General features: G+C 62.4%; 23 protein-coding genes. 19 read left to right on the forward strand and 4 right to left on the reverse strand.

The window, feature by feature from the left end:
* The first annotated feature begins 5 nt into the window (after nucleotides 1–5).
* A complete protein-coding gene (gene lpdA, locus C5J22_RS23740) occupies nucleotides 6–1,412 on the forward strand; it encodes a dihydrolipoyl dehydrogenase (protein ID WP_105440259.1) in 1,407 nt (468 codons plus the stop codon).
* 76 nt (nucleotides 1,413–1,488) lie between these two features.
* Here the strand turns inward: lpdA and C5J22_RS23745 are convergent, their stop codons facing one another.
* Nucleotides 1,489–1,881 (reverse strand): GFA family protein, encoded by a 393-nt coding sequence (locus C5J22_RS23745; RefSeq protein WP_105440260.1) that lies wholly within the window; start codon nucleotides 1,879–1,881, stop codon nucleotides 1,489–1,491.
* Nucleotides 1,882–2,115: 234 nt separating this feature from the next.
* Here C5J22_RS23745 and C5J22_RS23750 point away from each other — a divergent pair, with 234 nt between their 5' ends.
* A complete protein-coding gene (locus C5J22_RS23750; protein WP_105440261.1) occupies nucleotides 2,116–2,607 on the forward strand; it encodes a cytochrome b in 492 nt (163 codons plus the stop codon).
* Nucleotides 2,608–2,620: 13 nt separating this feature from the next.
* Here C5J22_RS23750 and C5J22_RS23755 read toward each other — a convergent pair whose 3' ends face one another.
* Entirely contained in the window at nucleotides 2,621–3,700 is a 1,080-nt protein-coding gene (locus C5J22_RS23755) for a TraB/GumN family protein (protein WP_105440262.1), read from the reverse strand.
* A gap of 97 nt (nucleotides 3,701–3,797) precedes the next feature.
* A complete protein-coding gene (locus C5J22_RS23760; RefSeq protein ID WP_046605268.1) occupies nucleotides 3,798–4,733 on the reverse strand; it encodes a tyrosine recombinase XerC in 936 nt (311 codons plus the stop codon).
* A 152-nt stretch (nucleotides 4,734–4,885) separates the two neighbouring features.
* Between C5J22_RS23760 and C5J22_RS23765 the strand changes: the two genes are divergently transcribed.
* The 3 genes from C5J22_RS23765 to C5J22_RS23775 are packed head-to-tail and all read left to right on the forward strand — an operon-like array spanning nucleotide 4,886 to nucleotide 9,275.
* On the forward strand, nucleotides 4,886–5,815 hold the full coding sequence (locus C5J22_RS23765) for a GNAT family N-acetyltransferase (protein ID WP_105440263.1): 930 nt from the start codon (nucleotides 4,886–4,888) through the stop codon (nucleotides 5,813–5,815).
* Nucleotides 5,816–5,867: 52 nt separating this feature from the next.
* The gene (locus C5J22_RS23770) at nucleotides 5,868–7,004 is read left to right on the forward strand and encodes an AAA family ATPase (protein WP_105440264.1); all 1,137 of its coding nucleotides are present in this window, start codon (nucleotides 5,868–5,870) and stop codon (nucleotides 7,002–7,004) included.
* 48 nt (nucleotides 7,005–7,052) lie between these two features.
* Nucleotides 7,053–9,275, forward strand: coding sequence for a primosomal protein N' (locus C5J22_RS23775; RefSeq protein WP_105440265.1), 2,223 nt, complete (start codon nucleotides 7,053–7,055; stop codon nucleotides 9,273–9,275).
* A gap of 34 nt (nucleotides 9,276–9,309) precedes the next feature.
* On the opposite strand, the gene C5J22_RS23780 is transcribed toward C5J22_RS23775, so the two are convergent.
* On the reverse strand, nucleotides 9,310–10,353 hold the full coding sequence (locus C5J22_RS23780; RefSeq protein WP_105440266.1) for a nucleotidyltransferase domain-containing protein: 1,044 nt from the start codon (nucleotides 10,351–10,353) through the stop codon (nucleotides 9,310–9,312).
* Between the two features lie 225 nt (nucleotides 10,354–10,578).
* Between C5J22_RS23780 and C5J22_RS23785 the strand changes: the two genes are divergently transcribed.
* The 14 genes from C5J22_RS23785 (at nucleotide 10,579) to C5J22_RS23850 (ending at nucleotide 26,608) form a co-directional block, all read left to right on the forward strand.
* Nucleotides 10,579–10,962, forward strand: a complete 384-nt coding sequence (locus C5J22_RS23785; protein ID WP_105440267.1) for a DUF4345 domain-containing protein — start codon at nucleotides 10,579–10,581, stop codon at nucleotides 10,960–10,962.
* A 261-nt stretch (nucleotides 10,963–11,223) separates the two neighbouring features.
* Nucleotides 11,224–11,790, forward strand: a complete 567-nt coding sequence (locus tag C5J22_RS23790) for a F0F1 ATP synthase subunit delta (protein ID WP_080950990.1) — start codon at nucleotides 11,224–11,226, stop codon at nucleotides 11,788–11,790.
* Nucleotides 11,790–13,319 (forward strand): F0F1 ATP synthase subunit alpha, encoded by a 1,530-nt coding sequence (gene atpA / locus C5J22_RS23795; RefSeq protein ID WP_105440268.1) that lies wholly within the window; start codon nucleotides 11,790–11,792, stop codon nucleotides 13,317–13,319. The genes C5J22_RS23790 and atpA overlap by 1 nt, the downstream gene beginning before the upstream one ends.
* Nucleotides 13,320–13,349: 30 nt before the next feature.
* Nucleotides 13,350–14,228, forward strand: coding sequence for a F0F1 ATP synthase subunit gamma (locus C5J22_RS23800; RefSeq protein WP_105422653.1), 879 nt, complete (start codon nucleotides 13,350–13,352; stop codon nucleotides 14,226–14,228).
* A gap of 23 nt (nucleotides 14,229–14,251) precedes the next feature.
* Complete coding sequence (atpD, locus tag C5J22_RS23805) at nucleotides 14,252–15,682, forward strand: F0F1 ATP synthase subunit beta (RefSeq protein WP_105422655.1); 1,431 nt, start codon at nucleotides 14,252–14,254, stop codon at nucleotides 15,680–15,682.
* Nucleotides 15,683–15,852: 170 nt separating this feature from the next.
* Nucleotides 15,853–16,260, forward strand: coding sequence for a F0F1 ATP synthase subunit epsilon (locus C5J22_RS23810; protein WP_105404599.1), 408 nt, complete (start codon nucleotides 15,853–15,855; stop codon nucleotides 16,258–16,260).
* 151 nt (nucleotides 16,261–16,411) lie between these two features.
* Nucleotides 16,412–17,305, forward strand: a complete 894-nt coding sequence (locus C5J22_RS23815) for a LysR family transcriptional regulator (protein ID WP_105440269.1) — start codon at nucleotides 16,412–16,414, stop codon at nucleotides 17,303–17,305.
* A gap of 184 nt (nucleotides 17,306–17,489) precedes the next feature.
* Entirely contained in the window at nucleotides 17,490–17,969 is a 480-nt protein-coding gene (locus tag C5J22_RS23820) for a formate dehydrogenase subunit gamma (RefSeq protein ID WP_105440270.1), read from the forward strand.
* A complete protein-coding gene (locus C5J22_RS23825; protein WP_105440271.1) occupies nucleotides 17,966–19,522 on the forward strand; it encodes an NADH-quinone oxidoreductase subunit NuoF in 1,557 nt (518 codons plus the stop codon). The genes C5J22_RS23820 and C5J22_RS23825 overlap by 4 nt, the downstream gene beginning before the upstream one ends.
* 4 nt (nucleotides 19,523–19,526) lie before the next feature.
* On the forward strand, nucleotides 19,527–22,406 hold the full coding sequence (gene fdhF, locus C5J22_RS23830; protein WP_105440272.1) for a formate dehydrogenase subunit alpha: 2,880 nt from the start codon (nucleotides 19,527–19,529) through the stop codon (nucleotides 22,404–22,406).
* Nucleotides 22,407–22,410: 4 nt separating this feature from the next.
* Nucleotides 22,411–23,238, forward strand: a complete 828-nt coding sequence (gene fdhD, locus C5J22_RS23835) for a formate dehydrogenase accessory sulfurtransferase FdhD (RefSeq protein WP_105440273.1) — start codon at nucleotides 22,411–22,413, stop codon at nucleotides 23,236–23,238.
* The gene (locus C5J22_RS23840; RefSeq protein ID WP_046665055.1) at nucleotides 23,228–23,587 is read left to right on the forward strand and encodes a formate dehydrogenase subunit delta; all 360 of its coding nucleotides are present in this window, start codon (nucleotides 23,228–23,230) and stop codon (nucleotides 23,585–23,587) included. Before fdhD ends, C5J22_RS23840 begins: the two co-directional genes overlap by 11 nt.
* A gap of 72 nt (nucleotides 23,588–23,659) precedes the next feature.
* Nucleotides 23,660–25,318, forward strand: coding sequence for an OFA family MFS transporter (locus C5J22_RS23845; RefSeq protein WP_105440274.1), 1,659 nt, complete (start codon nucleotides 23,660–23,662; stop codon nucleotides 25,316–25,318).
* 240 nt (nucleotides 25,319–25,558) lie between these two features.
* Nucleotides 25,559–26,608 (forward strand): aldo/keto reductase, encoded by a 1,050-nt coding sequence (locus C5J22_RS23850; protein ID WP_105440275.1) that lies wholly within the window; start codon nucleotides 25,559–25,561, stop codon nucleotides 26,606–26,608.
* Nucleotides 26,609–26,678 lie beyond the last annotated feature (70 nt).

Consider the following 26,678-nt stretch of genomic DNA (forward strand, 5'->3'; position numbering starts at 1 on the left):
GTACTATGGCATATGATCTCGTCGTCATCGGAAGCGGCCCCGGCGGTTACGTCTGCGCGGTGAAGGCTGCCCAGCTCGGCCTCAAGGTCGCGGTCGTGGAAAAGCGCGCCACCTATGGCGGGACCTGCCTCAACATCGGCTGCATCCCTTCCAAGGCGCTGCTGCACGCTTCCGAAATGTTCGCCCACGCCGCCCATGGCATGGATGCGCTCGGCGTCGAGGTTTCCGCACCAAAACTCAATCTTGAAAAGATGATGGCCCACAAGGACGCGACCGTTAAGTCGAACGTCGACGGCGTCTCCTTCCTGTTCAAGAAGAACAAGATCGACGGCTTCATCGGCACCGGTAAGATCGTTTCGGCGGCCAAGGTCTCCGTGACCGGCGACGACGGCAAGGTCCAGGAACTCGAAGCCAAGAACATCGTCATCGCCACCGGCTCCGACGTTGCCGGCATTCCTGGCGTCAATGTCGAGATCGACGAGAAGGTAATCATCTCGTCCACCGGCGGCATCGCGCTCGAAAAGGTGCCGGCGCACCTGATCGTGGTCGGTGGCGGCGTCATCGGCATGGAGCTCGGTTCGGTCTGGTCGCGCCTCGGCGCCAAGGTGACCGTGGTTGAATATCTCGACAAGCTGCTCGGTGGCATGGACGGCGACGTTTCCAAGCAGTTCCAGCGCATGATGGCGAAGCAGGGCATGGACATTCGCACGGATGCCAAGGTCACCGGCGTCGAAAAGACCGCCAATGGCGCCAAGGTCACCTATGAGCCGGTCAAGGGCGGCGACGCCCAGACGCTCGAAGCCGACGTCGTGCTGATCGCCACCGGCCGCAAGCCCTACACGGCGGGTCTCGGTCTGGAAGAAGCGGGGGTCAAGCTCGACAACCGCGGCCGCGTCGAGATCGACGGCCACTTCAAGACCAATGTCGAAGGCATCTACGCGATCGGCGACGTCGTTCGCGGCCCGATGCTCGCTCACAAGGCGGAAGACGAGGGCGTTGCGATCGCCGAGATCATCGCCGGCCAGCATGGCCATGTGAACTACGACGTCATCCCCGGCGTCGTCTACACCCAGCCGGAAGTGGCGTCCGTCGGCAAGACCGAGGAAGAGCTGAAGGCTGCGGGCATCGCCTACAAGGTCGGCAAGTTCCCGTTCACCGCCAACGGCCGCGCCCGCGCGATGCTGGCGACAGACGGCTTCGTGAAGATCCTCGCCGACAAGGATACCGACCGGGTTCTCGGCGGCCATATCGTCGGTTTCGGCGCCGGCGAAATGATCCACGAGATCGCCGTGCTGATGGAATTCGGCGGTTCGTCGGAAGATCTCGGCCGTACCTGCCATGCCCATCCGACCATGTCGGAAGCGGTCAAGGAAGCCGCGCTCGCCACCTTCTTCAAGCCGATCCATATGTGAGCCCGTTTAGCGCTTTCATCGCGATACGATCAGAAAGGGTGGGACATTGTCCTGCCCTTTTCGCTGTCCGCGCTCCCTATCCCTCGAAGCGGCCCGTGGCGTCGCGGTCGCGCTCGTATAGTCTTGTGCGCGGAAACGGCGGCAACCAGGACTCGCGGCGGATGATCCAGCTTTCGTAGGTTGGCGTCAGCTGGTCGGGGGCATCCAGGGATCCGAGGTTGACTTCGATCTCGTCCCCGGTGCGTGCGAAAACCGAGGAACCGCAGCGGGGACAGAAAAATCGCCCGGCGTATTCGCGTGTCTCGCCATCGACCGTTACCGCGTCCTGCGGAAATATCGCGGAAGCGTGGAAAAGCGCTCCATGGTGCTTGCGGCAGTCGAGACAATGGCAGAGGCCGACCCGGTACGGCAGTCCCGACGCCACAAATCGCACATTGCCGCACAGGCAACCGCCGGTAAATCGATCCATGTCGCATCTCCTCCAAGATCAAACGGCCGGAATTTTTACACCGAGCAGCGCCTCCGGTGCAATTGTCTGCAGCGGACGACAATATTCACCGCTACCAAGCCGAACACACGCCTGGAATTACGATTGGTCAATTCCAGGATTAAATCTTGGACAGGCTTGCCGCTTTCGCTTGAGCCTCGGGCAAACGGCCATAGACTGGATTCCATTCTTCCAACGTTCTGAAAAGGCCGAGAAATGGCTCTCTCGTTCACCTTGCCGCAGCGTATCCTGCATTGGCTGATGGCGGCGCTGATCCTCTTCAACCTGCTTTTCACCGATGCGATGGAGACTGCCGCGCGGCTGATGTTCCGCGGCCAGGCGCTGACGCCGGAACAGGTGAGTGCGGCCAACATCCACGCCTATGTCGGCATCAGCGTGCTGGTTCTCGGCCTGATCCGGCTCTGTCTGCGGCTGGTCCAAGGTGTGCCGCCGGAGCCGAGGCAAGAGCCGCCGTTCCTGCGGGTGGTGGCGAAGATCAGCCACTGGGCTTTTTACGCGCTTTTTGTCGCCATGCCGCTCGCCGGCATCGGTGCCTGGTTCTTCGCCAACGCGACGGCTGGCTTCGCCCATGCGGGACCGCTGAAACTTTTGATGTGGGCGTTGATCGTCGCCCATATCGGCGGCGTGCTGGTGCATCAGTTCTACTGGAAGACCGATGTGCTGAAGCGGATGACGAGTGGTCGATGAAGGATCGGCGGCGTCAATTGACCGCCGTCACCTTAAAGCCCTTCTTCCGGAGGAGCTCGACAAGGCCTTCCTCGCCCGGCAGGTGAAGAGCGCCGACGGCCATGAAGGCGCCGCCCTGATCGAGGATCGGGGTTGCCCGATCGGCCATCACATGGTTGCGCTTGCTGACCACCAGGTTTTCGAAGTCGCCATAACCGGCCTCGTCCTCGGTGCCATCAGGTGCCACGGCTTTCAGCATCGGCATGGCAAGGCCGATCTCACCGGAAAGATAGACTTCCGTCAGCGTCTCGAAGACATCGTCGACGCGCTTGCCGAGCTTGATGGTTTCGATCAACGACTTGAGATGCAGCTCGATCGGGATGGCGTTCAGCGCCGCCGCCTGCTCTTCGAGCGTTTCCAGACCCTTGACCGGCTTGCCCTCGGCCGTTGCCTGTTCGGCGATCTTCTTGTCGAGGAAGGCGACGTTCTGGGCCTTGCGGGCAAGCTCGCAGGCCGGCACGGAAACGAGTGCCATCAGCATCCAGGGCCGCATGCGCGAGACGGCAGAGAGCGGCACTCCGCGGGCCTTCAGACCGGTTTCGAGCAGCACCACATCGTCCTTCGGCAAGAGCGAATCGATCGTGCTGCCGTCCGTCAGCATCATCAGTTCCGGTTTGGCCAGCATCTTGGCCATCGCCTTCTTCTCGTCAATGACCTCGTCGGATTCGATGATGATCGTTTTCGCCTTGGAATGGGCTTCGGCGGCACCGAGCGGCATTTTCAGAACCCGCGGATCGGACACATGCATGGTGCCGAGCAGATAGGATGGTGCCAGCCCGTCCTTCTCGATCTTCCAGAATATGCCCTTGCCGTTCGGCACTTTGGCGGCTTCAGTGACGATCTGTTCGTAGAGCGCCGACTTTTCGGCCTTCATCTCTTCGAGGAGGTTCCGGCCGTCGCAGGCGGGCGTTTCCGCCCGTGCCGGGGACAGCGAGCCGAGGACGAGAAGCAAAGAGGCAAGCGCCACGACGTGGGCAGCCGCGATCAGCCACAGCACGAAACCTTGGGCGCGCTTCATCAAAGCGCCGGTGGGGGAGGCAAAGGCGGGAGTCATCATGTCATCCGTCTGAAAGTTGCTGGCATATTAGCGATGGCGGCTGCACAAGCGCTTAACGCAGTTGGTTAAAACTTCGTTCAGGCAGATTTAGAGGCTAAGCACGGGGGTGGGCGCGGTCGTAAACTTCCAGCAGCCTTGAGGAATCGACGCCGGTATAGACCTGGGTCGTCGAAAGGCTGGCATGGCCGAGCAGTTCCTGGATGGTGCGCAGGTCGCCGCCGCCGGCGAGCAGATGGGTAGCGAAGGAATGCCGCAGCGCATGCGGCGTTGCCGTCTCCGGCAGCCCGAAGGCGCTCCGGAGCTTCTGCATTTCCCGCTGGATGATCGCCGGCTGCAGCGGCCCGCCGCGGGCGCCGCGAAACAGCGGCTTTTCGGCTTCCAGATGGTAGGGGCAGAGTTTCCTGTAGGTGGCGACGGCATCGAACACGGCCTGCAGCAGCGGTACGAGACGGGTCTTGCCGCCCTTGCCGGTGATCCGCAGGGTTGTCGCGCCCGGCGTCAGGTCCGTTGGTCTGAGACCCAGGGCCTCGGAGATGCGCAGGCCGCAGCCGTAGAGCAGGGCCAGAACGGCCGCATCCCGAGCGGCGATCCACGGCTCTTCCTGCAGCTGGGCACCTGTCGTGACGAGGTTGAGCGCCTGGCGGTCGGTCAGCGGTTTCGGCAGGGACTTCGGCTGCTTCGGCGCCCGGATGGCGCCGGCGGCTGCAGCGTTCACCAGGCCCTTTCGCTCGAGATAACGAAGAAATGAACGGAGCCCGGCGAGATGACGGCCGAGCGACCTTGCTCCGGAACCGTCTCTGCGGCGAGCAGCCAGGAAAGCACGCAGGTCGGCCGGGCGCAGGGTGTGGATATCGGAAATTTTCGCCGGACCTGCCAGATGTCGGGTCAGAAACGTCAAAAACTGCCGTGTATCGCGCTCATAGGCATCGAGCGTATTGTCCGACAGCCGGCGTTCGTTTGCCAGGCTCTCCAGCCATTCGCGACGTTTTTCCACGAGATCGGGTGCGGCGATAATCAGCAGCTCATTCACTGTCGGCCCCGTTGAATTTGGATTGGTTGCGCCCCAGATTGCTCTGGACGGCGTTACAAAATCCCTAAGACTGCCTTAGTCGTGGGTAACGATGTCATCGTTCGATCATACGGGGCTGCCATATCAAGCAGGTCCTGCCTGCGGGAGTTTCTATGGCGCGCCGTGATTCTACGACCACTTTTGGACAGTTCGCGGAAACAATCGCCCTCGTTTCACAAGGCAGACCCGGCCACATCGTCGACACATTGATTGCCGAGCGCGGCCAGCGGATCGTCCAGAATCCGCTCTGGCCGGTGATGCGGCCATTTCTCTACACGCTGCTGCGTTATGGACGGGCGATCAACTTCGCAAACGACATCTCGACGCTCAGCGGCTTCCAGTGCTTCGAATACATGAGCGACCTCCTGAAACTGGATGTGACGGTCGCCAATGCCGAGCGCATTCCCGAAAAGGGCGGCTTCATTCTCGTCAGCAACCATCCGACCGGGATCGCCGACGGGGTTGCCGTCTTCGACCTCCTGAAGTCGCGCCGTCCGGACATGATGGTGTTCGCCAACCGAGATGCGGTGCGCGTCAATCCCCGTTTTTCCGAGATGATCATCCCCGTCGAATGGCGGGAGGAATACAAGACCAAGCTGAAGGCGCGCGAGACGCTGGTTCTGACCAACAAGACCATCGAGGACGGCAAGGTCATGGTGCTGTTTCCCTCGGGGCGCATCGCCTACTGGGCGGAGGGCAAGCTCAACGAACGGCCGTGGAAAACATCCGCCGTCAGTCTCGCCCGCAAGTACAATCTGCCGATCCTGCCGATCCACATGCGGGCGCGCAATTCCGGCCTGTTCTACTGGTTCGCCAAATGGTCGACGGAGCTGCGCGACATGACGGTGTTCTACGAGCTCCTGAACAAGAAGGGCGACCATTTCGATTTCACCGTCGGTCAGATGATCCCGCCGAGCGCGCTCGATGGCGACATGACGGAGGTCTCCAAGGCGCTGGAACAGCACACCGTGTTCGAACTTGCCGCGGATGGCGATGCGACGTTCAAGGCCGTGGAGAAATCACAGACAGCTTCGGCGGCATGAAGTCGGGTTGAACAGCATTTTTCTCATCCTGTTGTTCGGCTAGGAATGTAAAATGCTGCTTCGCTCGATGTTTGCCGCCAATTATCGCTCGCTGCGCTCGATCCGCATGGATCTGGCCGGTGTTAACCTGTTCATCGGCGAGAACGGTGTCGGAAAGTCCAACCTTTACCGCGCCCTGCAGCTGGTGCAGGCGGCGGTTCGCGGCAATCTGGCATATGAGATCGCGGCCGAAGGCGGCATGGCCTCGGCGCTCTGGTCTGGTCAGCGGCGACAGGAGAAGAATTTCCGCATCAAGCTCGAGGTCGAGGTTCTTGATGAAGAGCGCGCGGTGACGTTCCGCTACCGGGTCGAGGCGGGGCTTCGTCCGCCTATCGATGCAGCGGGCTTTGCCTTCGAGCCGCAGGTGAAGGAGGAGGAGCTTGTCGTTGAAACCGGTTCGCGGCCCGTGACGATGATAAAACGCACCGGGCCGGGAATCATGGTGCGCGGGACAAGCGGTCGCATGGAGGAATATCCCGAAAAGGCGATGACCTCGGAAACGGCAATCGCGCTGCTCGGGGATGCCGGCCATTATCCGGAAGCCGGGGCTTTTCGGCGATTGATCGATGGCTGGCGGTTCTTCCACGGTTTTCGAACGGATCGCGATTCCACCCTGCGGCAGCCCTGCCTTGCCGTTACCTCGCCGCTGCTGGATCAGGACGGCGGGAACATGGCGGCGGTGTTCGCGACGCTCGTCCACACCCGCGGCGACACGGTGGAGCTCGACCGCGCCGTTGCCGCGGCTCTTGGCGGGGCGAAACTGCATGTGCCCGAGCCCGGCGAATATGCGGAATTCGGCCTGATCTTCCCGGATTTTCCCAAACGGGTGTTTCAGCCGCGTGAGCTTTCCGACGGGCAGATCCGTTTCCTCGGGCTTGCGGCGGCGCTGATGTCCTATCGCCAGCCGCCGCTGATCGCGCTCAACGAGCCGGAGGCGAGCCTGCATCCGGACATGCTGCCGCCGCTGGCAGACATGATCGCCCAGGCCGCTCGCTACAGCCAGATCTGGATCGTCACCCATTCGGAGCCACTTGCTTCCGCCGTCGAGGAGCGTTGCGGCACGCGGCCGCGGCGGGTGATCCGAAAGGAAGGCGCCACCTGGATCGACGGCATGCGGCTGACCGGCGTCATCGACGGGGAAGATGAGTAATCCTGTTTAGGGTTCACTTTTGTTCCGCGTTTGGGCATGGTCCCGCCCATGGGCATAGATTCGTCCGATCTCTTCGGTTCACTGTTCGAAGCGCCGTCATTGGCAAGGGTGGTGCCGGTCCTGGTGCCGCTGCCGGTGCCGGGCGCGTATAGCTATGCCGTGCCGGAGGGCGTGCATGTGGAGCCCGGTTCGGTGGTCCAGGTGCCGGTCGGGCCGCGGCAGCTGATCGGTGTCGTCTGGGACGGTGAGAACGACGACAGGCTCGATCCCAAGAAGCTGAGGCCGCTCACACTGGTCTTCGATTGCCCGCCGCTTTCCAAGGAAATGCGTGATTTCGTCGACTGGGTGGCGAGCTATACCCTCTCTCCGCCGGGCCTCGTGGCGCGCATGGCGATCCGCGCGCCGGCAGCACTCGACCCCGAGCCGATGGTCGAGGGATTGCGGTATCTCGGCGGCCAGCCGGAGCGGCTCACACCGGCGCGAGCGCGTGTGCTCGATCTCGCCGGCGAAGAGGAGATTCCGTGGACGCGCAGCGGGCTGGCGCATGCCGCCGGCGTCTCGATGAGCGTCGTGGACGGGCTGACCGCGCAAGGGATTTTCGAGACTGTCTTCCTGCCTCCGCCGCCGGTCGTCGCGCGGCCTGATCCGGACTATATCAGCCCGCGCATCGAGGGGCCGCAGAAACAGGCGTCAGTGGACATCCTGGAATCGATCCGGGCCGGCGGGTTCTCCGCCTCGCTGATTGACGGCGTGACCGGTTCGGGCAAGACAGAAGTCTATTTCGAGGCGATCGCCGAAACCTTGAGGCGCGGCCGCCAGGTGCTGATCCTGCTGCCGGAAATTGCGCTGACTTCAAGCTTCCTCGAACGTTTCCAGGAGCGGTTCGGCGCCAAGCCCGGCGAATGGCATTCGGACCTTGCCCCCCGCATGCGCGAAAAGGTTTGGCGCGGCGTGGTGACCGGCGAGGTGAAGGTGGTGGCCGGGGCACGCTCGGCGCTGTTCCTGCCCTTCGAGGACCTCGGCCTGATCATCGTCGATGAAGAGCACGACCCGGCCTACAAGCAGGAAGACCGGGTCTTCTACAATGCCCGTGACATGGCGGTGGTGCGGGCCCGCATCGGCGATTTCCCGATCGTGCTGGTCTCGGCGACGCCCTCGGTGGAAAGCCAAGTCAACGGCTTGGCCGGCCGCTACAACACCGTGCACCTGCCGACCCGTTTCGGCGATGCGGCGATGCCGGACCTGCATCTGATCGACATGCGGCGCCACCCGCCGGAGCGCGGCGGATTCCTGTCGCCGGTGCTTTTGCGGGCCATGAAGAAAACCCTTGAACGGAAGGAGCAATCGCTGCTGTTCCTCAACCGACGTGGGTATGCGCCGCTGACGCTTTGCCGCGTCTGCGGCCACCGCTTTCAGTGCCCGCAATGTTCGAGTTGGCTGGTGGAGCACCGGTTCAAGAGCCAGATCCAGTGCCATCAATGCGGTTATTCGGAACGCACCCCGGAAGCGTGTCCCGAATGCGGCACGTTCGACCACCTCGTCGCCTGCGGGCCGGGCGTCGAGCGGATTGCCGAGGAGGTCGAAAAGCATTTTCCGGAGGCACGGACGATCGTGATGTCGTCGGACCTGCTCGGCGGCGTCAAGCGCATGCGGCTGGAGCTGGAGGCGATCGCCAAGGGCGAGGCGGATATCGTCATCGGCACGCAGCTCGTCGCCAAGGGCCACAACTTTCCGCTGATGACGCTGGTCGGCATCGTCGATTCCGATCTCGGTCTGTCCAATGGCGATCCGCGCGCCGCCGAGCGCACCTTCCAGCTTCTCTCCCAGGTGACGGGGCGTGCCGGGCGAACCGGCCTCAAGAGCCATGGCCTGCTGCAGACCTTCCAGCCGCAGCATCCGGTGATGCAGGCGATCGTTTCCGGCGATGCCGGCGCTTTCTACGAGCGGGAGATCGCCGAGCGCGAGAAGGCGATCCTGCCGCCGTTCGGCCGGCTTGCCTCGCTGATCGTCTCCGCCGATACCCGGGCGGATGCGGAAACCCATGCGCGAGGCCTCAGGGCCGCCGCGCCAAAGGTCACCGGCATCTCGGTGCTCGGTCCGGCGGAAGCGCCGCTGGCGCTGGTGCGTGGCCGGCATCGCTTCCGGCTTTTGGTGCATGGACGGCGCAATTCCGACATGCAGGCGTTTTTGCGGGCGATGATGGAGAACGGCCCGAAACAGCGTGGCTCGGTGCAGATCCAGCTCGATATCGACCCGCAGAGTTTTCTCTAGCGTACGCGATGGTCCTGTTTTCCGGCCGTGTCGGCTACCAGCCGGGTTCCAGCGAAGCCGGTTCCGGTTTGTCCGCAAATCTGGCCGCCAACTGGCGAAGTTCGGAAGGGAGCGCCTGCAGCGCCGGATCATCGAAGCGCAGATGCGGCATATGTTCGGCGAGCAGCCGCGCCACGAGATCGGCCTGGTCCCTGTCCCGTCTTTTCTTGATCGCATCGCGATCGTCCCGTTCCGATACCCAGAGTTTATGAAGCGCGAAGCTGCGGGGATCCGGCACGGACATGATGACGGGATAGCCCCGTGCATCGAGCACCACGATTTCGACTTTCGGACTGTTGACCAACCAGACGAGCCCTTCGATCTCGACAGCCGTCAGGTCGCCTGCGCCCTTGGCGGGGGGCGTACGCTTCGACCGTATGGGGTTCGGTCCGGTGGGTGTGATGAGATCGACCAGAAAACCCTCGTCGTTGGCGGCCCGAAAATCGCCTTTCGCGAGGAGGTGGAAGGAGTGATCCACCTGCTGCAGAAGGCCGAGCCAGCCGTTTTCGGGGAGGCTCTTGCCGAGCAGTCTCAGGCTGGTGCGGGCGTCGAAGAGCAGGTCGATATCGCCCGTCGCGACGAGCTGGCTATCCACCCTCGCACCCGCCATCCGCTCATAGGCGAAAATGCAATGGGTCCCGACCACATCGACGGCGCTGCCCATAAGAGACGAGGAGCCGAGGGCGCGCAGGATGCGTGCTGCGATCAGTGGGAGACGCCCGAGCCGCATCGCGCGGTTGACGGCAGCCAGTTCGTCCAGGCGTCGGGTGAGCGCGGCAGTCCTCTCCCTCAATCTCTCCCGGCCCTGGTGGAATCGCTGATGGGTTAGTTCGGTCTCGTCATTCCGCGGGCCTAGTGATTTCCATATCGTGCCGGTCTTACGGTAGAGATAGTCGCGGCCAGCGACGGTCTTGAAGGCCATGGAACCTGAATACCGGCTTTTCAATTCCGCCGATGCGGCTTTCCATGCCGAAAAGGCTTGTTCGGTATCGATGATCTGACGGGATTGTTCTCCGCTCAAGACGCTGATTTCGAACATCTTATCCCTTTTCATTCCCGAGCAGGCGGCAAAGGGATAAATCGAATCGACGCCTCGTCCCGTGATTTATCCCTGCTTGGCGTATTTTCCCAATAATAGGGATAAATCATTAAATTTCAATGGCACTTGCTCCGCGCGACCTGTCTGCGGGGCCGGCTCATCCGGCCCTTCCGGCTCAGGATACGTTGTGGCATATCTTGCGAATCTCAACGCGGCGGAGGCGACATGGAACTCTATTTTCCCACTGAACTCGGCGAGCAGGTGGCTTTCGTCTGTGCGGCGGCAACGGCTGCGCTCGGCTTCCTCGTCTTCCTGTTTCCCGCCGTCGTTTTGCGCCTGACCGCATTCCAGATCGGCGAGGTGCGGCCGGAAGGTTATGCCGCGGTCCGCTCCGCCGGCGCCCATCATCTGGGCTTCGGTCTTGCGGCCATCATGCTCGCCCAGGACTGGATCTACATGACGCTCGGCATTGCGCTCGGATTTGCCGCTCTGGGGCGGTTGATGTCCTGTGCCCTCGATCGAGGCTTCACCCCCAGAAATATAGCGTTTTCCCTACTTCAGGTTGTGCTCGCCGGCGGGCCGCTCGCCTATGTCTTCGGCTATATCTGACGCATAATTCGAAGATTGCAGGCGGTTGCCTGCCGAAAATCCCTCCGCTTCCGGTATAAAATCGCTCTCAGCCCTTGCGTGTCCGGCTTTTTCCGTTATCAGGCGTGTTGCGAGTCCTTACAGCCTATGCTAGACGGACCGCGAAAGTCGGAAAGGGTAGGGCGCAAGCTCTGCAGGTTCTGAGAAAAAATCAAACGATTTCAAGCTCTTGCTTCACCTCTCCCGTAGGGTCTGGCGCTTGGATGGCAATACAGGGAAACTGTGCCCGTGGCTGACACGTCCCAGCTTATTTCCGGTGTAGCGGAGCGTTATGCTTCCTCGCTTTTCGAACTGTCCCTCGAGGCTGGTTCGATCGACAAGGTCGGTGCCGATCTTGATCGTTTTCAGGCGCTGCTGGATGAGAGTGAAGACCTGCGACGCCTAGTCGCAAGCCCGGTATTTTCCGCCGAAGATCAGCAGAAGGCCGTGCTCGCCGTTGCCGAGCGAGCTGGCATTTCCGGTCTCGTCGCCAATTTCCTGAAGGTGGTCGCCGGCAATCGTCGTCTTTTCGCGATGCCCGGCATGATCCGCGCCTTCCGCCAGATCGCCGCAGAGCATCGCGGTGAAATCACTGCCGAGGTCACCTCGGCGCATGCGCTTTCCCAGGCGCAGGAAAACGAACTCAAGTCGGCGCTGAAGGGCGTAACCGGCAAGGACGTGACAATCGCCGTGACCATCGATCCGTCGATCCTCGGCGGCCTGATCGTCAAGGTCGGTTCTCGTCAGATCGATACTTCCCTTCGCACCAAACTTTCCACCCTTAAGCTTGCACTGAAAGAGGTTGGCTGATGGATATCCGCGCCGCGGAAATTTCCGCAATTCTGAAAGACCAGATCAAGAACTTCGGCCAGGAGGCTGAGGTTTCCGAAGTCGGACAGGTTCTGTCCGTCGGCGACGGCATTGCCCGCGTCTACGGTCTGGACAACGTCCAGGCCGGTGAGATGGTCGAATTCCCGGGCGGCATCCGTGGTATGGCGCTGAACCTCGAAGCCGACAATGTCGGCGTCGTCATCTTCGGTTCCGACCGTGCGATCAAGGAAGGCGACACCGTCAAGCGGACCGGCGCCATCGTCGACGTTCCGGTTGGTCCGGAACTGCTCGGCCGCGTCGTCGACGCACTCGGCAACCCGATCGACGGCAAGGGCCCGATCAACGCGACCCGCCGTTCGCGCGTCGACGTCAAGGCTCCGGGCATCATTCCGCGCAAGTCGGTTCATGAGCCGATGTCGACCGGCCTCAAGGCCATCGATGCGCTCATCCCGGTCGGCCGCGGCCAGCGCGAGCTGGTCATCGGCGACCGCCAGACCGGCAAGACCGCGATCATTCTCGACACGATCCTCAACCAGAAGGCCATTCACGACAACGGCCCTGAGTCGGAAAAGCTGTTCTGCGTCTACGTCGCTATCGGTCAGAAACGCTCGACGGTTGCCCAGTTCGTGAAGGTTCTCGAAGAGCGCGGCGCTCTGCCGTACTCGATCATCGTTGCTGCGACCGCTTCCGATCCGGCTCCGATGCAGTATCTCGCACCGTTCGCCGGTTGCGCCATGGGCGAATATTTCCGCGATAACGGCATGCATGCCCTGATCGGCTACGACGACCTTTCCAAGCAGGCCGTCGCCTACCGCCAGATGTCGCTTCTGCTGCGCCGCCCGCCGGGCCGCGAAGCTTATCCGGGCGACGTCTTCTACCTGCATTCCCGTCTTCTGGAGCGCGCTGCAAAGCTCTCCGACGAGCGCGGCAATGGCTCGCTGACGGCTCTGCCGGTCATCGAAACCCAGGGCAACGACGTTTCGGCCTTCATTCCGACCAACGTGATCTCGATCACCGACGGCCAGATCTTCCTTGAAACCGACCTGTTCTACCAGGGCATCCGCCCGGCCGTTAACGTCGGTCTGTCGGTTTCCCGCGTCGGCTCGGCTGCGCAGGTCAAGGCGATGAAGCAGGTTGCCGGCTCGATCAAGGGCGAACTCGCCCAGTATCGCGAAATGGCCGCCTTCGCCCAGTTCGGCTCCGACCTCGACGCCTCGACGCAGCGCCTCTTGAACCGCGGTGCACGCCTGACGGAACTTCTGAAGCAGCCGCAGTTCGCGCCGCTGAAGACGGAAGAGCAGGTTGCGGTGATCTTCGCCGGCGTCAACGGCTACCTCGACAAGATAGCGGTTGCCCAGGTCGGCAAGTTCGAGCAGGGCTTCCTGTCGTACCTCCGCTCCGAAGGCAAGGCTATCCTCGATGCGATCCGCACCGACAAGCAGCTTTCCGACGACACCCGCGCGAAGCTCAAGGCCGCTCTCGACAGCTACGCCAAGTCTTTCGCCTGAGAACGGATCAATCTCGAGGACCGATAACGGATGCCTTCACTTAAGGATCTGAAAAACCGGATCGCCTCCGTCAAGGCGACGCAGAAGATCACCAAGGCGATGAAAATGGTCGCCGCGGCGAAGCTGCGCCGTGCTCAGGAGGCGGCCGAGGCCGCCCGTCCTTACGCGGAACGCATGACCAAGGTGCTGGCAGGCCTTTCGGCCGCCAATGCCGGCAATGCGGAAGCGCCGCTCCTGCTTTCGGGCACGGGCAAGGATCAGGTTCATCTCTTGATCGTCGCGACCGGCGAACGCGGTCTGGCCGGGGGCTTCAATTCCTCGATCATCCGTCTCGCCCGCGATCACGCGCTGAAGCTGCTTGCCCAGGGCAAGACGGTGAAGATCCTCACCGTCGGCCGCAAGGGCAACGACATCCTGCGCCGCACGTTCCGCGAAAACATCGTCGACTACGTGACGTTCCGCGAAGTCAAGCAGCTCGGTTTCGCCCAGGCGGACGAGGTGGCACACAAGGTGCTCGCGCTCTACAATGCCGGCGAATTCGACATCGCGACGCTGTTCTACGCACGCTTCCAGTCGGTAATCTCGCAGGTGGCGACCGCCTCGCAGATCATCCCGGCCAAGTTCGATGCGACGCAGGCTGCGGATGCCTCCTCGGCGCTCTACGAATACGAGCCGAGCGAGGAGGAAATCCTCGAAGACCTGCTGCCGAAGAACGTCGCAGTGCAGATCTTCCGGGCGCTGCTCGAAAACAACGCTTCCTTCTATGGCGCGCAGATGTCCGCAATGGACAACGCGACGCGCAATGCCGGTGACATGATCAACAAGCTGACGCTCTCCTACAACCGTCAGCGTCAGGCGCAGATCACCAAGGAACTCATCGAAATCATTTCGGGCGCGGAAGCGCTCTGAGGTAAAGAAAGAGGGTAAGAATCATGGCTACCGCAACGGGCACGTCCCTCGGCAAGGTGACCCAGGTTATCGGCGCTGTCGTCGACGTCGCTTTCGACGGCGAACTGCCGGCGATTTTGAACGCGCTTGAAACCGACAACAACGGCAACCGCCTCGTTCTCGAAGTCGCGCAGCACCTCGGCGAAAGCGCCGTCCGCACCATCGCGATGGACTCGACCGAAGGTCTGGTTCGTGGTCAGCGGGTCACCGATACCGGCGCTCCGATCACCGTTCCGGTCGGTCCGGAAACGCTCGGCCGCATCATGAACGTCATCGGCGAGCCGGTCGACGAAGCGGGTCCGCTCGTCACCTCCGGCAAGCGCGCCATTCACCAGGAAGCACCGGCCTATGTCGAGCAGTCGACAGAAGGCCAGATCCTGGTCACCGGCATCAAGGTCGTCGACCTTCTCGCGCCTTACGCAAAGGGCGGCAAGATCGGCCTCTTCGGCGGTGCAGGCGTCGGCAAGACGGTTCTGATCATGGAACTCATCAACAACGTCGCGAAGGCACACGGCGGTTATTCCGTGTTCGCAGGCGTCGGTGAGCGTACCCGCGAAGGTAACGACCTTTACCACGAAATGATCGAATCGGGCGTCAACAAGCATGGCGGCGGCGAAGGCTCCAAGGCCGCGCTCGTCTACGGCCAGATGAACGAACCGCCGGGCGCCCGCGCCCGCGTCGCTCTGACCGGTCTCACCATCGCTGAAGACTTCCGCGACAAGGGCCAGGACGTTCTGTTCTTCGTCGACAACATCTTCCGCTTTACCCAGGCAGGTTCGGAAGTGTCGGCTCTGCTCGGCCGTATTCCTTCGGCCGTGGGTTATCAGCCGACGCTCGCCACCGACATGGGCCAGATGCAGGAACGCATCACCACCACGACCAAGGGCTCGATCACCTCGGTTCAGGCCATCTACGTTCCCGCCGACGACTTGACCGACCCGGCACCGGCTACCTCGTTCGCCCACTTGGACGCAACGACGGTTCTGTCGCGTTCGATCGCCGAAAAGGGCATCTACCCGGCCGTCGACCCGCTCGACTCCACCTCGCGCATGCTCGACCCGCTGGTCGTCGGCGAAGAGCACTATGATATCGCCCGCAAGGTGCAGACGACCCTGCAGCGCTACAAGTCGCTGCAGGACATCATCGCCATCCTCGGCATGGACGAACTGTCCGAAGAGGACAAGATGACCGTCCAGCGCGCCCGCAAGATCGAGCGCTTCCTGTCCCAGCCGTTCTTCGTCGCAGAAGTCTTCACCGGTTCGCCGGGCAAGCTGGTTGCACTCGAAGACACGATCAAGGGCTTCAAGGGCCTCGTCAACGGCGATTACGACCATCTTCCGGAAGCTGCCTTCTACATGGTCGGCTCGATCGAAGAAGCCGTCGAAAAGGCCAAGAAGCTGGCTGAAGCCGCCTGATCCTGAACGAGATGGCGCGCGGGAACTCTCCGGCGCGCCTTTCCCGCATAAAACACGCGGGCTTCTCGGCAAGGAATTGCCTCGATGCCCTGGTGATTTAGTTTTTCGCAATCCCGGACGCAAAACCGCTCTGCACTTTTGCTGGAATTGCTTTGAGGAAGTGGACCTTCATGGCCGAGGCTTTCAACTTTGAACTGGTTTCGCCCGAGCGCCTGCTCGTCTCGGAAAAGGTCACCGAAGTGGTGATCCCGGCGACGCTTGGCGAAATGACGGTGCTTGCCAATCACGCGCCGACGATGACGACCATCAAGCCGGGTGTGGTTTCGGTGAAGCTTGCCTCGGGCCAGGTCACCAAATACGTCGTGTTCGGCGGTTTTGCCGACATCCTGCCGACCGGTTGCACGCTGCTGGCCGAATCTGCGGTTCCGGCGAGCGAGCTGACCCACGCGACGCTGCAGAAGCGGATCGAGACGACGCAGTCCGAGATCAACCACGCGCAGAACGACGAGCACAAGACCAAGCTCGAGCAGTTCCTGGCGGAACTGACCCATCTCAACGGCGTCGTCAATCCGGCCTGAGTTTCCAAAATTCTCTGCGAAAGATCGAGGCGGTCCGAAAGGCCGCCTTTTTCTTTGGACGGTGGTCGGCCCCCCGTGGTTATCGTCATGGCCGGATGACTGCTTGTATGTCCCGCGCCATCTTGTTAGCCCTTGTCGGCGGAGGAACGCGATGATCGACAAGCTGGAATTTTTCATTGCCCTGGCGCGAGAAGGCCATTTCGGCCGGGCGGCGGAGGAATGCGGCATCTCGCAGCCATCGCTTTCGGCCGCCATCCGCCAGCTCGAGGAGAGCCTCGGCGTGCAGTTGGTGGTGCGCGGCTCACGCTATCAGGGCCTGACGCCGGAGGGCCAGCGCGTGCTGGAGTGGGCAAAACGGATCGTCGGCGACGCGCGCACCATGCGCGAGGAGATGCGTGCCGCCCGCAAGGGTCTTGTCGGCCATATAAGACTGGCGTCGATCCCGACGGCACTGGCGATGATCCCCAGATTGACGGAACCCTTCCAGGCCAAGCATCCGGAGGTCACGTTTTCCGTCGTCTCGCGCAATTCGCTGCAGGTGCTTTCGCAGCTCGACAATTTCGAAATCGACGCCGGCATCACCTATCTCGACAACGAGCCGCTGGGCCGTGTGACGAGCGTACCGCTTTATGCGGAGCGCTACAATCTGGTGACCGCCGAAGGCGCGCCATATGCGGACCGGGAAAGCGTGACCTGGAGGGAGATGGCCGATCTTAGGCTCTGTCTATTGACGCCCGACATGCAAAACCGCCGGATCATCAACCAGCACCTCGCGGAAGCGGGGGTGACGGTGAAGCCAATGCTCGAATCGAACTCCATGGTGGTGCTTCTTTCGCATGTGGGGACCGGGCGGTGGGCGAGCATCATGCCGCGCAACGTGGCGCGATCATTCGGCTTTGCAAAAGAAATCAGGACGATCCCGATCGTCGATCCGGAAGCCACACATATCGTCGGGCTTGTTGCGACACACCGCGAGCCGTTTACGCCGCTGGTGTCGGCCCTGCTTCACGAGGCTCGCAGCCTCACTCCCGCCGCCATGGCTTGATAGCTTTTTTCTATCGCGTAACCGATCTCCTTTATTGACGGTTGCGGCACTGGTTGCGACATTCCATTCCCAGTAGGCGAAGTACGATTGTCGGACAACTTCGTCGGCTTTCTGATCCCAATACGGCCGTAGCGGCGTCGATGCCCCGAAAACGGAAACGGATCAGCCCGGGAGGCTACAGACTATGAATATGCGAATTTCCGCTGGTGAATTCACCGAGCGGTCGCTTCAGATCATCAGGGATCTGAAGCATCTGGAAGGCCCGATGCTGCCGATCCTGCATGCGATCCAGGCGGAGTTCGGTTATGTGCCGGAAGAGGTGAAGCCGGTCATCGCCAGCGAACTCAACCTGTCGCGCGCCGAAGTGCACGGCGTCGTCACCTTCTATCACGAGTTCCGCGACCACCCGGCCGGCCGGCATGTGCTAAAGCTCTGTCGCGCCGAAGCCTGCCAGTCGATGGGCAGCGACCGCATTGCGGACCGCGCCCGGCAGCTTCTCGGGATCGACTTCCACCAGACGACGCTCGACGGCGCGGTGACGCTGGAAGCGGTCTACTGTCTCGGGCTCTGTGCCTGCGCGCCGGCCGCGATGCTTGACGGCGAAGTCTACGGCCGCGTCGACGAGCACTGTCTTTCCGAAATCGTTGCGGGGCTAAGCCGATGACGGTGACGATCTACGTGCCGCGCGATGCCGCAGCGCTCGCTCTCGGAGCCGAAAAGGTGGCAAACGCGATTACCCAGGAGATCGCAGCCCGCGGCCTCGATGCGAAAGTCGTGCGCAACGGCTCGCGCGGCATGTTTTGGCTGGAGCCATTGGTCGAGGTGAGTACCGAACACGGGCGTATCGCCTATGGGCCGGTCAAGGCCGGCGACGTGAAGGGGTTGTTCGATGCCGGCTTTGTAGACGGTGGACAGCATGCTTTGCATCTCGGGCCGACCGAGGACATTCCATTCCTGCGCCAGCAGACGCGGCTGACCTTCTCCCGTTGCGGCGTCACCGATCCGCTGTCGCTGGATGATTATCGCCAATACCAGGGGCTGAAGGGTCTTGAGAATGCGATCGCCATGAGCCGGGCCGAGATCGTCGCCCAGGTCACCGACAGCGGCCTTCGCGGCCGCGGCGGCGCCGGCTTCCCGACCGGCATCAAGTGGAAAACGGTGATGGATGCGGCGGGACCGCAGAAGTACATCGTCTGCAATGCAGATGAGGGCGACAGCGCCACCTTCGCAGACCGGATGATCATGGAGGGCGATCCCTTCGTCCTGATCGAAGGCATGATCATCGCCGGCATCGCGACGGGAGCCACCAAGGGTTATGTCTATACCCGCTCGGAATATCCGCACGCCATCGCGACGATGCGCCAAGCCGTCGAGATCGCCCGTGCCGCCGGCATCCTCGGACCGTCGGTGTTGGGCTCGGTGCATGCCTTCGACATGGAGATCCGCTCCGGCGCCGGCGCCTATGTCTGCGGCGAGGAGACCTCGCTGCTGAATTCGCTCGAAGGCAAGCGCGGCATCGTGCGCGCCAAGCCGCCGCTGCCGGCGCTGCAGGGTTTTCTTGGCCGTCCGACGGTGGTCAACAACGTCATTTCGCTCGCATCGGTGCCTGTGATCATGGATCGGGGCGCCACCTTCTATCGCGATTTCGGCATGGGCCGGTCGCGCGGGACGATCCCGATCCAGATCGCCGGCAATGTCAAATACGGCGGGCTGTACGAGACGGCCTTCGGCCTGTCGCTTGGCGAGATCGTCGATAAAATCGGCGGCGGCACGGCAACCGGCCGGCCTGTGAAGGCGGTGCAGGTGGGCGGGCCGCTCGGCGCCTATTTCCCGCGCTCGCTGTTCGATACGCCGTTCGACTATGAAGCCTTCGCGGCCCGGGACGGGTTGATCGGCCATGCCGGCATCACCGTGTTCGATGACAGCGCCGACATGCTGAAGCAGGCGCGGTTCGCGATGGAATTCTGTGCCATAGAGAGCTGCGGCAAGTGCACCCCCTGCCGCATCGGTTCGACCCGCGGCGTCGAAACGGCTGACAAGATCGCCCAAGGGATCGAGCCGGAGAAGAACAAGGCGTTGCTGGCGGATCTCTGCAACACGATGAAGTTCGGTTCGCTCTGTGCGCTCGGCGGGTTTACGCCCTATCCGGTGATGAGCGCGATGAACCATTTCCCGGAGGATTTTTCTCCGGCACCCCTTATCGAAGCGGCGGAGTAATATCATGTCCCTCGTTCATGAAATCGACTACGGCACGCCGGCTTCCCGATCCGAAGCCCAGGTGACGCTCACCATCGACGGCCGCGCCATCACCGTGCCGGAAGGCACCTCGATCATGCGAGCTTCCATGGAGGCCGGGATCAAGGTTCCGAAACTCTGCGCCACCGACATGGTCGACGCCTTCGGCTCCTGCCGCCTGTGCCTCGTGGAGATCGAAGGCCGCAATGGAACACCTGCCTCGTGCACCACGCCGGTCATGCCGGGCATGGTCGTGCACACGCAGACCGGCCGACTGAAGGACATCCGCAAAGGGGTCATGGAGCTCTATATCTCCGATCACCCGCTCGACTGTCTCACCTGCGCCGCCAACGGTGACTGCGAATTGCAGGACATGGCCGGCGCAGTGGGCCTTCGCGACGTTCGTTATGGCTATGAGGGCGACAATCACGTCAAGGCTCGCAACGACGGTGCGATCAACGCCAAGTGGATGCCGAAGGACGAGTCGAACCCTTATTTCACCTACGACCCGTCGAAATGCATCGTCTGCTCGCGCTGCGTCCGCGCCTGCGAGGAAGTGCAGGGCACGTTCGCGCTGACGATCGAGGGCCGCGGGTTCGAAAGCCGCGTTTCGCCCGGCGCGCATGAACTTTTCCTCGATTCCGAATGCGTCTCCTGCGGCGCCTGCGTGCAGGCCTGCCCGACGGCGACGCTCACCGAGAAGTCGGTGATTGCGATCGGCCAGCCGGAGCATTCGGAAGTCACCACCTGCGCCTATTGCGGCGTCGGCTGCTCCTTCAAGGCGGAAATGCGCGGCGAAGAGCTTGTCCGCATGGTGCCGTGGAAGGATGGCCAGGCGAACCGCGGCCATTCTTGCGTCAAGGGCCGCTTTGCCTATGGCTATGCGACCCACAAGGACCGCATCCTCAACCCGATGATCCGCGAGAAGATCTCCGATCCGTGGCGGGAAGTGACCTGGGAAGAGGCCTTTTCGTACGTCGCCTCCGAATTCCGTCGCATCCAGTATCAGTACGGCCGGGAATCGATCGGCGGCATCACCTCGTCGCGGTGCACCAATGAAGAAACCTTCCTCGTCCAGAAGCTGATCCGCGCCGGTTTCGGCAACAACAATGTCGATACCTGCGCCCGCGTCTGCCACTCGCCGACCGGTTACGGCCTCGGCCAGGCCTTCGGCACCTCGGCCGGCACCCAGAATTTCGACTCGGTCGAGCATACGGATGTCGTTATCGTCATTGGCGCCAACCCGACCGACGGCCATCCGGTGTTCGGTTCGCGCCTGAAGAAGCGCTTGCGCCAGGGTGCAAAACTGATCGTCATCGATCCGCGTCGCATCGATCTCGTCCGCACGCCGCATGTGGAAGCCGATTATCACCTGCCGCTGCAGCCGGGCACCAACGTGGCCGTGCTGACCGCACTTGCGCATGTCATCGTCACCGAAGGCCTGTTCGACGAGAAGTTCATCCGCGAGCGCTGCGACTGGTCCGAATTCGAGGACTGGGCCGGTTTCGTTTCGGAAGACGCACACAGCCCGGAGGCGACCGAGAAATATACCGGCGTGCCGGCGGATCTCGTGCGCGGTGCGGCCCGGCTTTACGCCAAGGGCGGCAACGGGGCGATCTATTACGGTCTCGGCGTCACCGAGCACAGCCAGGGTTCGACCACCGTCATGGCGATCGCCAACCTTGCGATGGTGACCGGCAATATCGGCCGTCCGGGCGTCGGCGTGAACCCGCTGCGCGGCCAGAACAATGTCCAGGGTTCCTGCGACATGGGTTCGTTCCCGCACGAACTGCCGGGCTATCGCCATATCTCGGACGATGCGACCCGCGACACGTTCGAAAAACTGTGGGGCGTGACGCTCAACAACGAACCGGGCCTGCGCATTCCGAACATGCTGGATGCGGCCGTCGAGGGCACGTTCAAGGGCATCTACATCCAGGGCGAGGACATCCTGCAGTCCGACCCGGACACCAAACATGTCTCGGCCGGTCTCGCCGCGATGGAATGCGTCGTCGTCCATGACCTTTTCCTCAACGAGACGGCCAATTACGCGCATGTCTTCCTGCCGGGTTCGACCTTCCTCGAAAAGGACGGCACGTTCACCAATGCGGAGCGCCGCATCAACCGCGTGCGCAAGGTGATGAGCCCGAAGAACGGTTATGCCGACTGGGAAGTTACCCAGAAGCTGGCGCAGGCGATGGGACTTGCCTGGAACTACGCACATCCGTCCGAGATCATGGACGAGATCGCCGTGTCGACGCCGAGCTTCGCGCTGGTTTCCTACGACTATCTCGACAAGATGGGTTCGGTTCAGTGGCCCTGCAACGAGGCGCATCCGGTCGGTTCGCCGATCATGCATGTCGACGGTTTCGTGCGCGGCAAGGGCAAGTTCATCCGCACCGAATATGTCGCGACCGACGAACGCACCGGCCCGCGGTTCCCGCTGCTGCTCACCACCGGCCGCATCCTGTCCCAGTACAATGTCGGCGCCCAGACGCGTCGTACCGAAAATGTCACCTGGCATGCGGAAGACCGGCTGGAGATCCATCCGCACGATGCCGAACAGCGCGGTATCAAGGAAGGCGACTGGATCAAGCTCGCCAGCCGCTCCGGCGATACGACCCTGCGTGCGCTGATCACCGATCGCGTCGCGCCGGGCGTGGTCTATACAACCTTCCACCACCCGAACACGCAGGCAAACGTCATCACCACCGACTTCTCCGACTGGGCGACCAACTGCCCGGAATACAAGGTGACGGCGGTGCAGGTATCGCCTTCCAACGGCCCGACCGAGTGGCAGAGCGACTATGACGAACTGTCGCGGCGGTCTCGGCGGATAGCGGGGAAGCTGGAGGCCGCGGAATAATCGCATGACCTTATTCAAAACCACCGCCACAGCCCCCGAGATCGCCCGCCGCAACGGCGTGGTCCGCGCCGGCTCGCGGGTGGTGCCGGAGGAGGTGCCGATCGCCTTTTCCTATGGCGGTTCCACTCATGCGGTGATGATGGGCACGCCTGCCGATCTCGAGGATTTCGCGGTAGGCTTCAGCCTGACGGAAGGCATCATAACGTCGATGGCGGAGATCGAGAGCATAACCGTCGTCGAGGAAGGTGCCGGCCTCGATGTCCAGGTGACGCTTCTCGAAGATAAGGAAGAGGCGTTGCGCGCCCGCCGGCGGCATATGGCGGGGCCGGTCGGCTGCGGGCTTTGCGGTATCGAATCGATCGAGCAGGCCATGCGTCCGGTGCCGGATGTTTCCGCGCTGACGATGGCGCTCAGCGCCAAAGAAGTGAGTGAAGCTGTCGCGGCGCTCAACAGTGCGCAGCCGCTGCATCGTCAAACCCATGCGGTTCACGGCGCCGGCTTCGTCGTGCCGGGCAGGGGGCTGGTTGCGGTCCGCGAGGATGTCGGCCGCCACAATGCGCTCGACAAGCTCGCCGGAGCGGTCATCGCCAAGGGCCTCAAGGGTTCTGAGGGCGTCGTGGTCGTCACCAGCCGCATCTCCGTCGAGATGGTGCAGAAGACGGCGATCCTCGGAAGTTCGGTGCTGATTGCCATTTCCGCGCCGACAGCACTTGCCATCCGCACGGCGGAAGCGGCGGGCATGACCTTGATCGCGCTGACCCGCGGCGAGGATTTCGAGATCTTTACGCGTACCGATCGCATAGTCACTGGAGTTGTCGCCGATGTCGCATGACCAAAGCCCCGAGCAACTCGTGCTCGACAAACTGGTCCGGATGGCCAACCAGATCGCCACCTTCTTCCTGTCGCAGCCGGAAAAGGTACGCGCCGAGGGCGTCGCGACGCATATCAACAAGTTCTGGGAGCCCCGCATGCGGCGCCACCTTTTCGAGCATCTCGACAATGGCGGGGCGGGATTGCTGCCGCTCGTCGTCGAGGCCTCGACGCTGATCCGCCGGCCGGAAGCCAAGGTTGGATCGGGCGTTGGTGTTGGCCAGGATGCGAGGCAGGGGGCGCCGGGCGGCAAAGGTCCCGCCGAAGGAGAATCGTTGTCGGAACCGAGCGTTCCGGAAAGCGCCGCATGATTCATCCATCCGGCAGGTGAGGGGCCGGAGGAGGAATAGAGCCTAGCCATCATCCGAGGGAGGATATTTTAAATGGCAATTGCAGGAACGACGGACGAGGGCCTGACAGGCAATGTCGGGCTCCTCGATAAGGAACGTATTATCGCAAAACCAGGTTTCAATCGCTGGCTCGTGCCGCCGGCAGCTTTGGCCATTCATCTTTGCATCGGCATGGCTTACGGCTTCAGCGTCTTCTGGCTGCCGCTGTCCCGTGCCTTGGGTACCACGCAGGACCCGTCCTGCACCAGCCTCAACCTCATCTCGGCGCTGTTCACGACAAGCTGCAACTGGCGTGTCGCGGACCTTGGCTGGATCTACACGCTGTTTTTCGTGTTGCTCGGTTGCTCGGCGGCGATCTGGGGCGGCTGGCTGGAACGGGTCGGCCCGCGCAAGGCCGGTTTCGTCTCGGCCTGCTGCTGGTGCGGCGGCATTATCGTCGCGGCAATCGGCGTCATGACCCATCAGCTGTGGCTGATGTGGATCGGCGCCGGCGTGATCGGCGGTGTCGGCCTCGGCCTCGGCTATATTTCGCCGGTCTCGACGCTGATCAAGTGGTTCCCCGACCGCCGCGGCATGGCGACGGGAATGGCCATCATGGGCTTCGGCGGCGGTGCGATGATCGGTGCCCCACTCGCCAATCTCTTGATGAACTATTTCAAGACCGATGCTTCGGTTGGCGTATGGCAGACCTTCATCTGCATGGCGGTGATCTATTTCGGCTTCATGATGGGCGGCGCCTTCGGTTACCGCATCCCGCCGGCTGGCTGGCGTCCGGAAGGCTGGACCCCTCCGGTCTCCAAGACGACGATGATCACCACCAAGCACGTCCACCTGCGCAATGCGCACAAGACCAAGCAGTTCTGGCTGATCTGGGCGGTGCTTTGCCTGAACGTTTCGGCTGGCATCGGGGTTATCGGCATGGCCTCGCCGATGTTGCAGGAAATCTTCGCCGGATCGCTGATCGGCCTGCCGAACCTGACCTTCTCGCAGCTTGATGCGGGTCAGAAGGGGCAGATCGCGACGATCGCCGCCGGTTTTGCGGGTCTCCTGTCGCTTTTCAATATCGGCGGGCGTTTCTTCTGGGCGTCGCTCTCCGACAAGATCGGCCGCAAGAACACCTATTATACGTTCTTCGTGCTCGGCATCGTGCTCTACGCACTCGCTCCGACGCTGGCCGACATGGGCAACAAGGCGCTCTTCGTGGCGGCTTTCGCCATCATCCTGTCCATGTATGGCGGTGGTTTTGCGACCATTCCTGCCTATCTCGCGGATATCTTCGGTACCCAGTTCGTCGGCGCCATCCACGGTCGTCTTCTGACGGCCTGGGCGACGGCCGGCATTCTCGGTCCCGTCGTCGTCAACTATATCCGCGAAGCGCAGCTCACCGCCGGCGTGCCGGCCGGGCCGGCGCTCTATACGGGCACGATGTACATCCTCGCCGGCATGCTGGTGCTGGGTCTGATCGCCAACTCGCTGGTGCGCCCGCTTGCCGACAAATGGTTCATGTCGGACCAGGAAGTCGCTTCGCTGCAGGCAAAGACAGCCGCCGCGAATGCCGGTCCGACGGGTTCCTTCGGCATCGGCACGGGTGGTATCGACGCCAAGGCGGCAGTCGCCTGGGCCGTGGTCGGCATCCCGCTTCTGTGGGGCGTCTGGGTGACGCTGCGGAGCAGTCTGGTTCTGTTCGGCTGACATTCGTCGACAGGAATGACCAAGGAGGGCGGCCTGTGCCGCCCTTTCTTTTCGTCTCGCACGCAAATGTGAGGACAAAAACGGAGGCGGCTCCGATTGACGTCGCGGGATTCCGGACTAGATTGGGTTCCGGAGCCCGAAGCCGCTTTCTCTTGCGGGACGCACGCGCCCGCGTGCCCGATCCGGCTCCGAACGACTGCTTATATCGCTTCATATCTTCAGTGCACACGGGAGCTCTCCATGCGCTACAATCAATTGGGCAATACCGGTCTTTTTGTCTCCGAACTCTGCCTCGGCACGATGACCTTCGGCGAGAACCAGACGGGCGCCGTCTGGAGTGCCGTCGCCGGTCTCGATCAGGACGCCGCCGACAAGATCGTCGAGCGTTCGCTCGCCGCGGGTGTCAATTTCATAGATACCGCCAATGTCTACTCCGAGGGTAGATCCGAGCACATCCTCGGCCAGGCGATCAAGAATCTCGTCGTGCCGCGCAAGGACGTGGTCATCGCCACGAAATTTTATGGCCAGATGGGCGACAAGCCGAACGACCGCGGCGCCTCCCGCGGCCACATCATGGATTCCGTCGAGCAGAGCCTCGAAAGGCTGCAGATGGACCATATCGATCTCTACCAGATCCATGGCACCGACACGGTAACGCCGATCGACGAGACGTTGCGGGCGCTCGACGATCTCGTATCGCGCGGCCTGGTGCGTTACATCGGGCTCTCCAACTGGGCTGCCTGGCGGATGGCGAAGGCGCTCGGTATTTCCGAACGCAAGGGTTATGCCCGCTTTGAGACGGTGCAGGCCTATTATTCGATCGCCGGCCGGGACCTCGAGCGCGATATCGTGCCGCTGATGCAGGAAGAGAAGCTCGGCCTGATGGTCTGGTCGCCGCTCGCCGGCGGGCTGCTTTCCGGCAAATACGGTCCGGGCGCTCCGGGCAACGGGGAAGGCCGCCGCGCCAACTTCGATTTCCCGCCGGTCGACAAGGATCGCGCCTGGGCCTGCGTCGCGGCCATGCGCGAGGTCGGCGCCAGGCACGGTGCTGGTGTCGCGGAAGTGGCGCTGGCCTATATCCTGGCGAAGCCCTTCGTGACGAGCGTCATCATCGGCGCCAAGCGGCTGGAGCAGCTCGAGGAAAATTTGAAGGCCGTGAAGCTGAAGCTCGAAACGGAGGACATGGCAAAGCTCGACGAGGTCAGCGCGCTTGCTCCGGAATATCCGGGCTGGATGCTGGTCCGCCAGGGTGCCGGGCGCCGTCCGGCTCCGTTCGAGCCGAAGGAATAATCATGAAAAAAGCCCGCGGCGGTTCAACGCTGCGGGCTCCGTAATCGAATAGCGGCTTAAACGTCTTTCC

Origin of the sequence: Neorhizobium sp. T25_13 (genome assembly GCF_002968675.1) — a bacterium.
GTDB classification, from domain to species: Bacteria; Pseudomonadota; Alphaproteobacteria; order Rhizobiales; family Rhizobiaceae; genus Neorhizobium; species Neorhizobium tomejilense.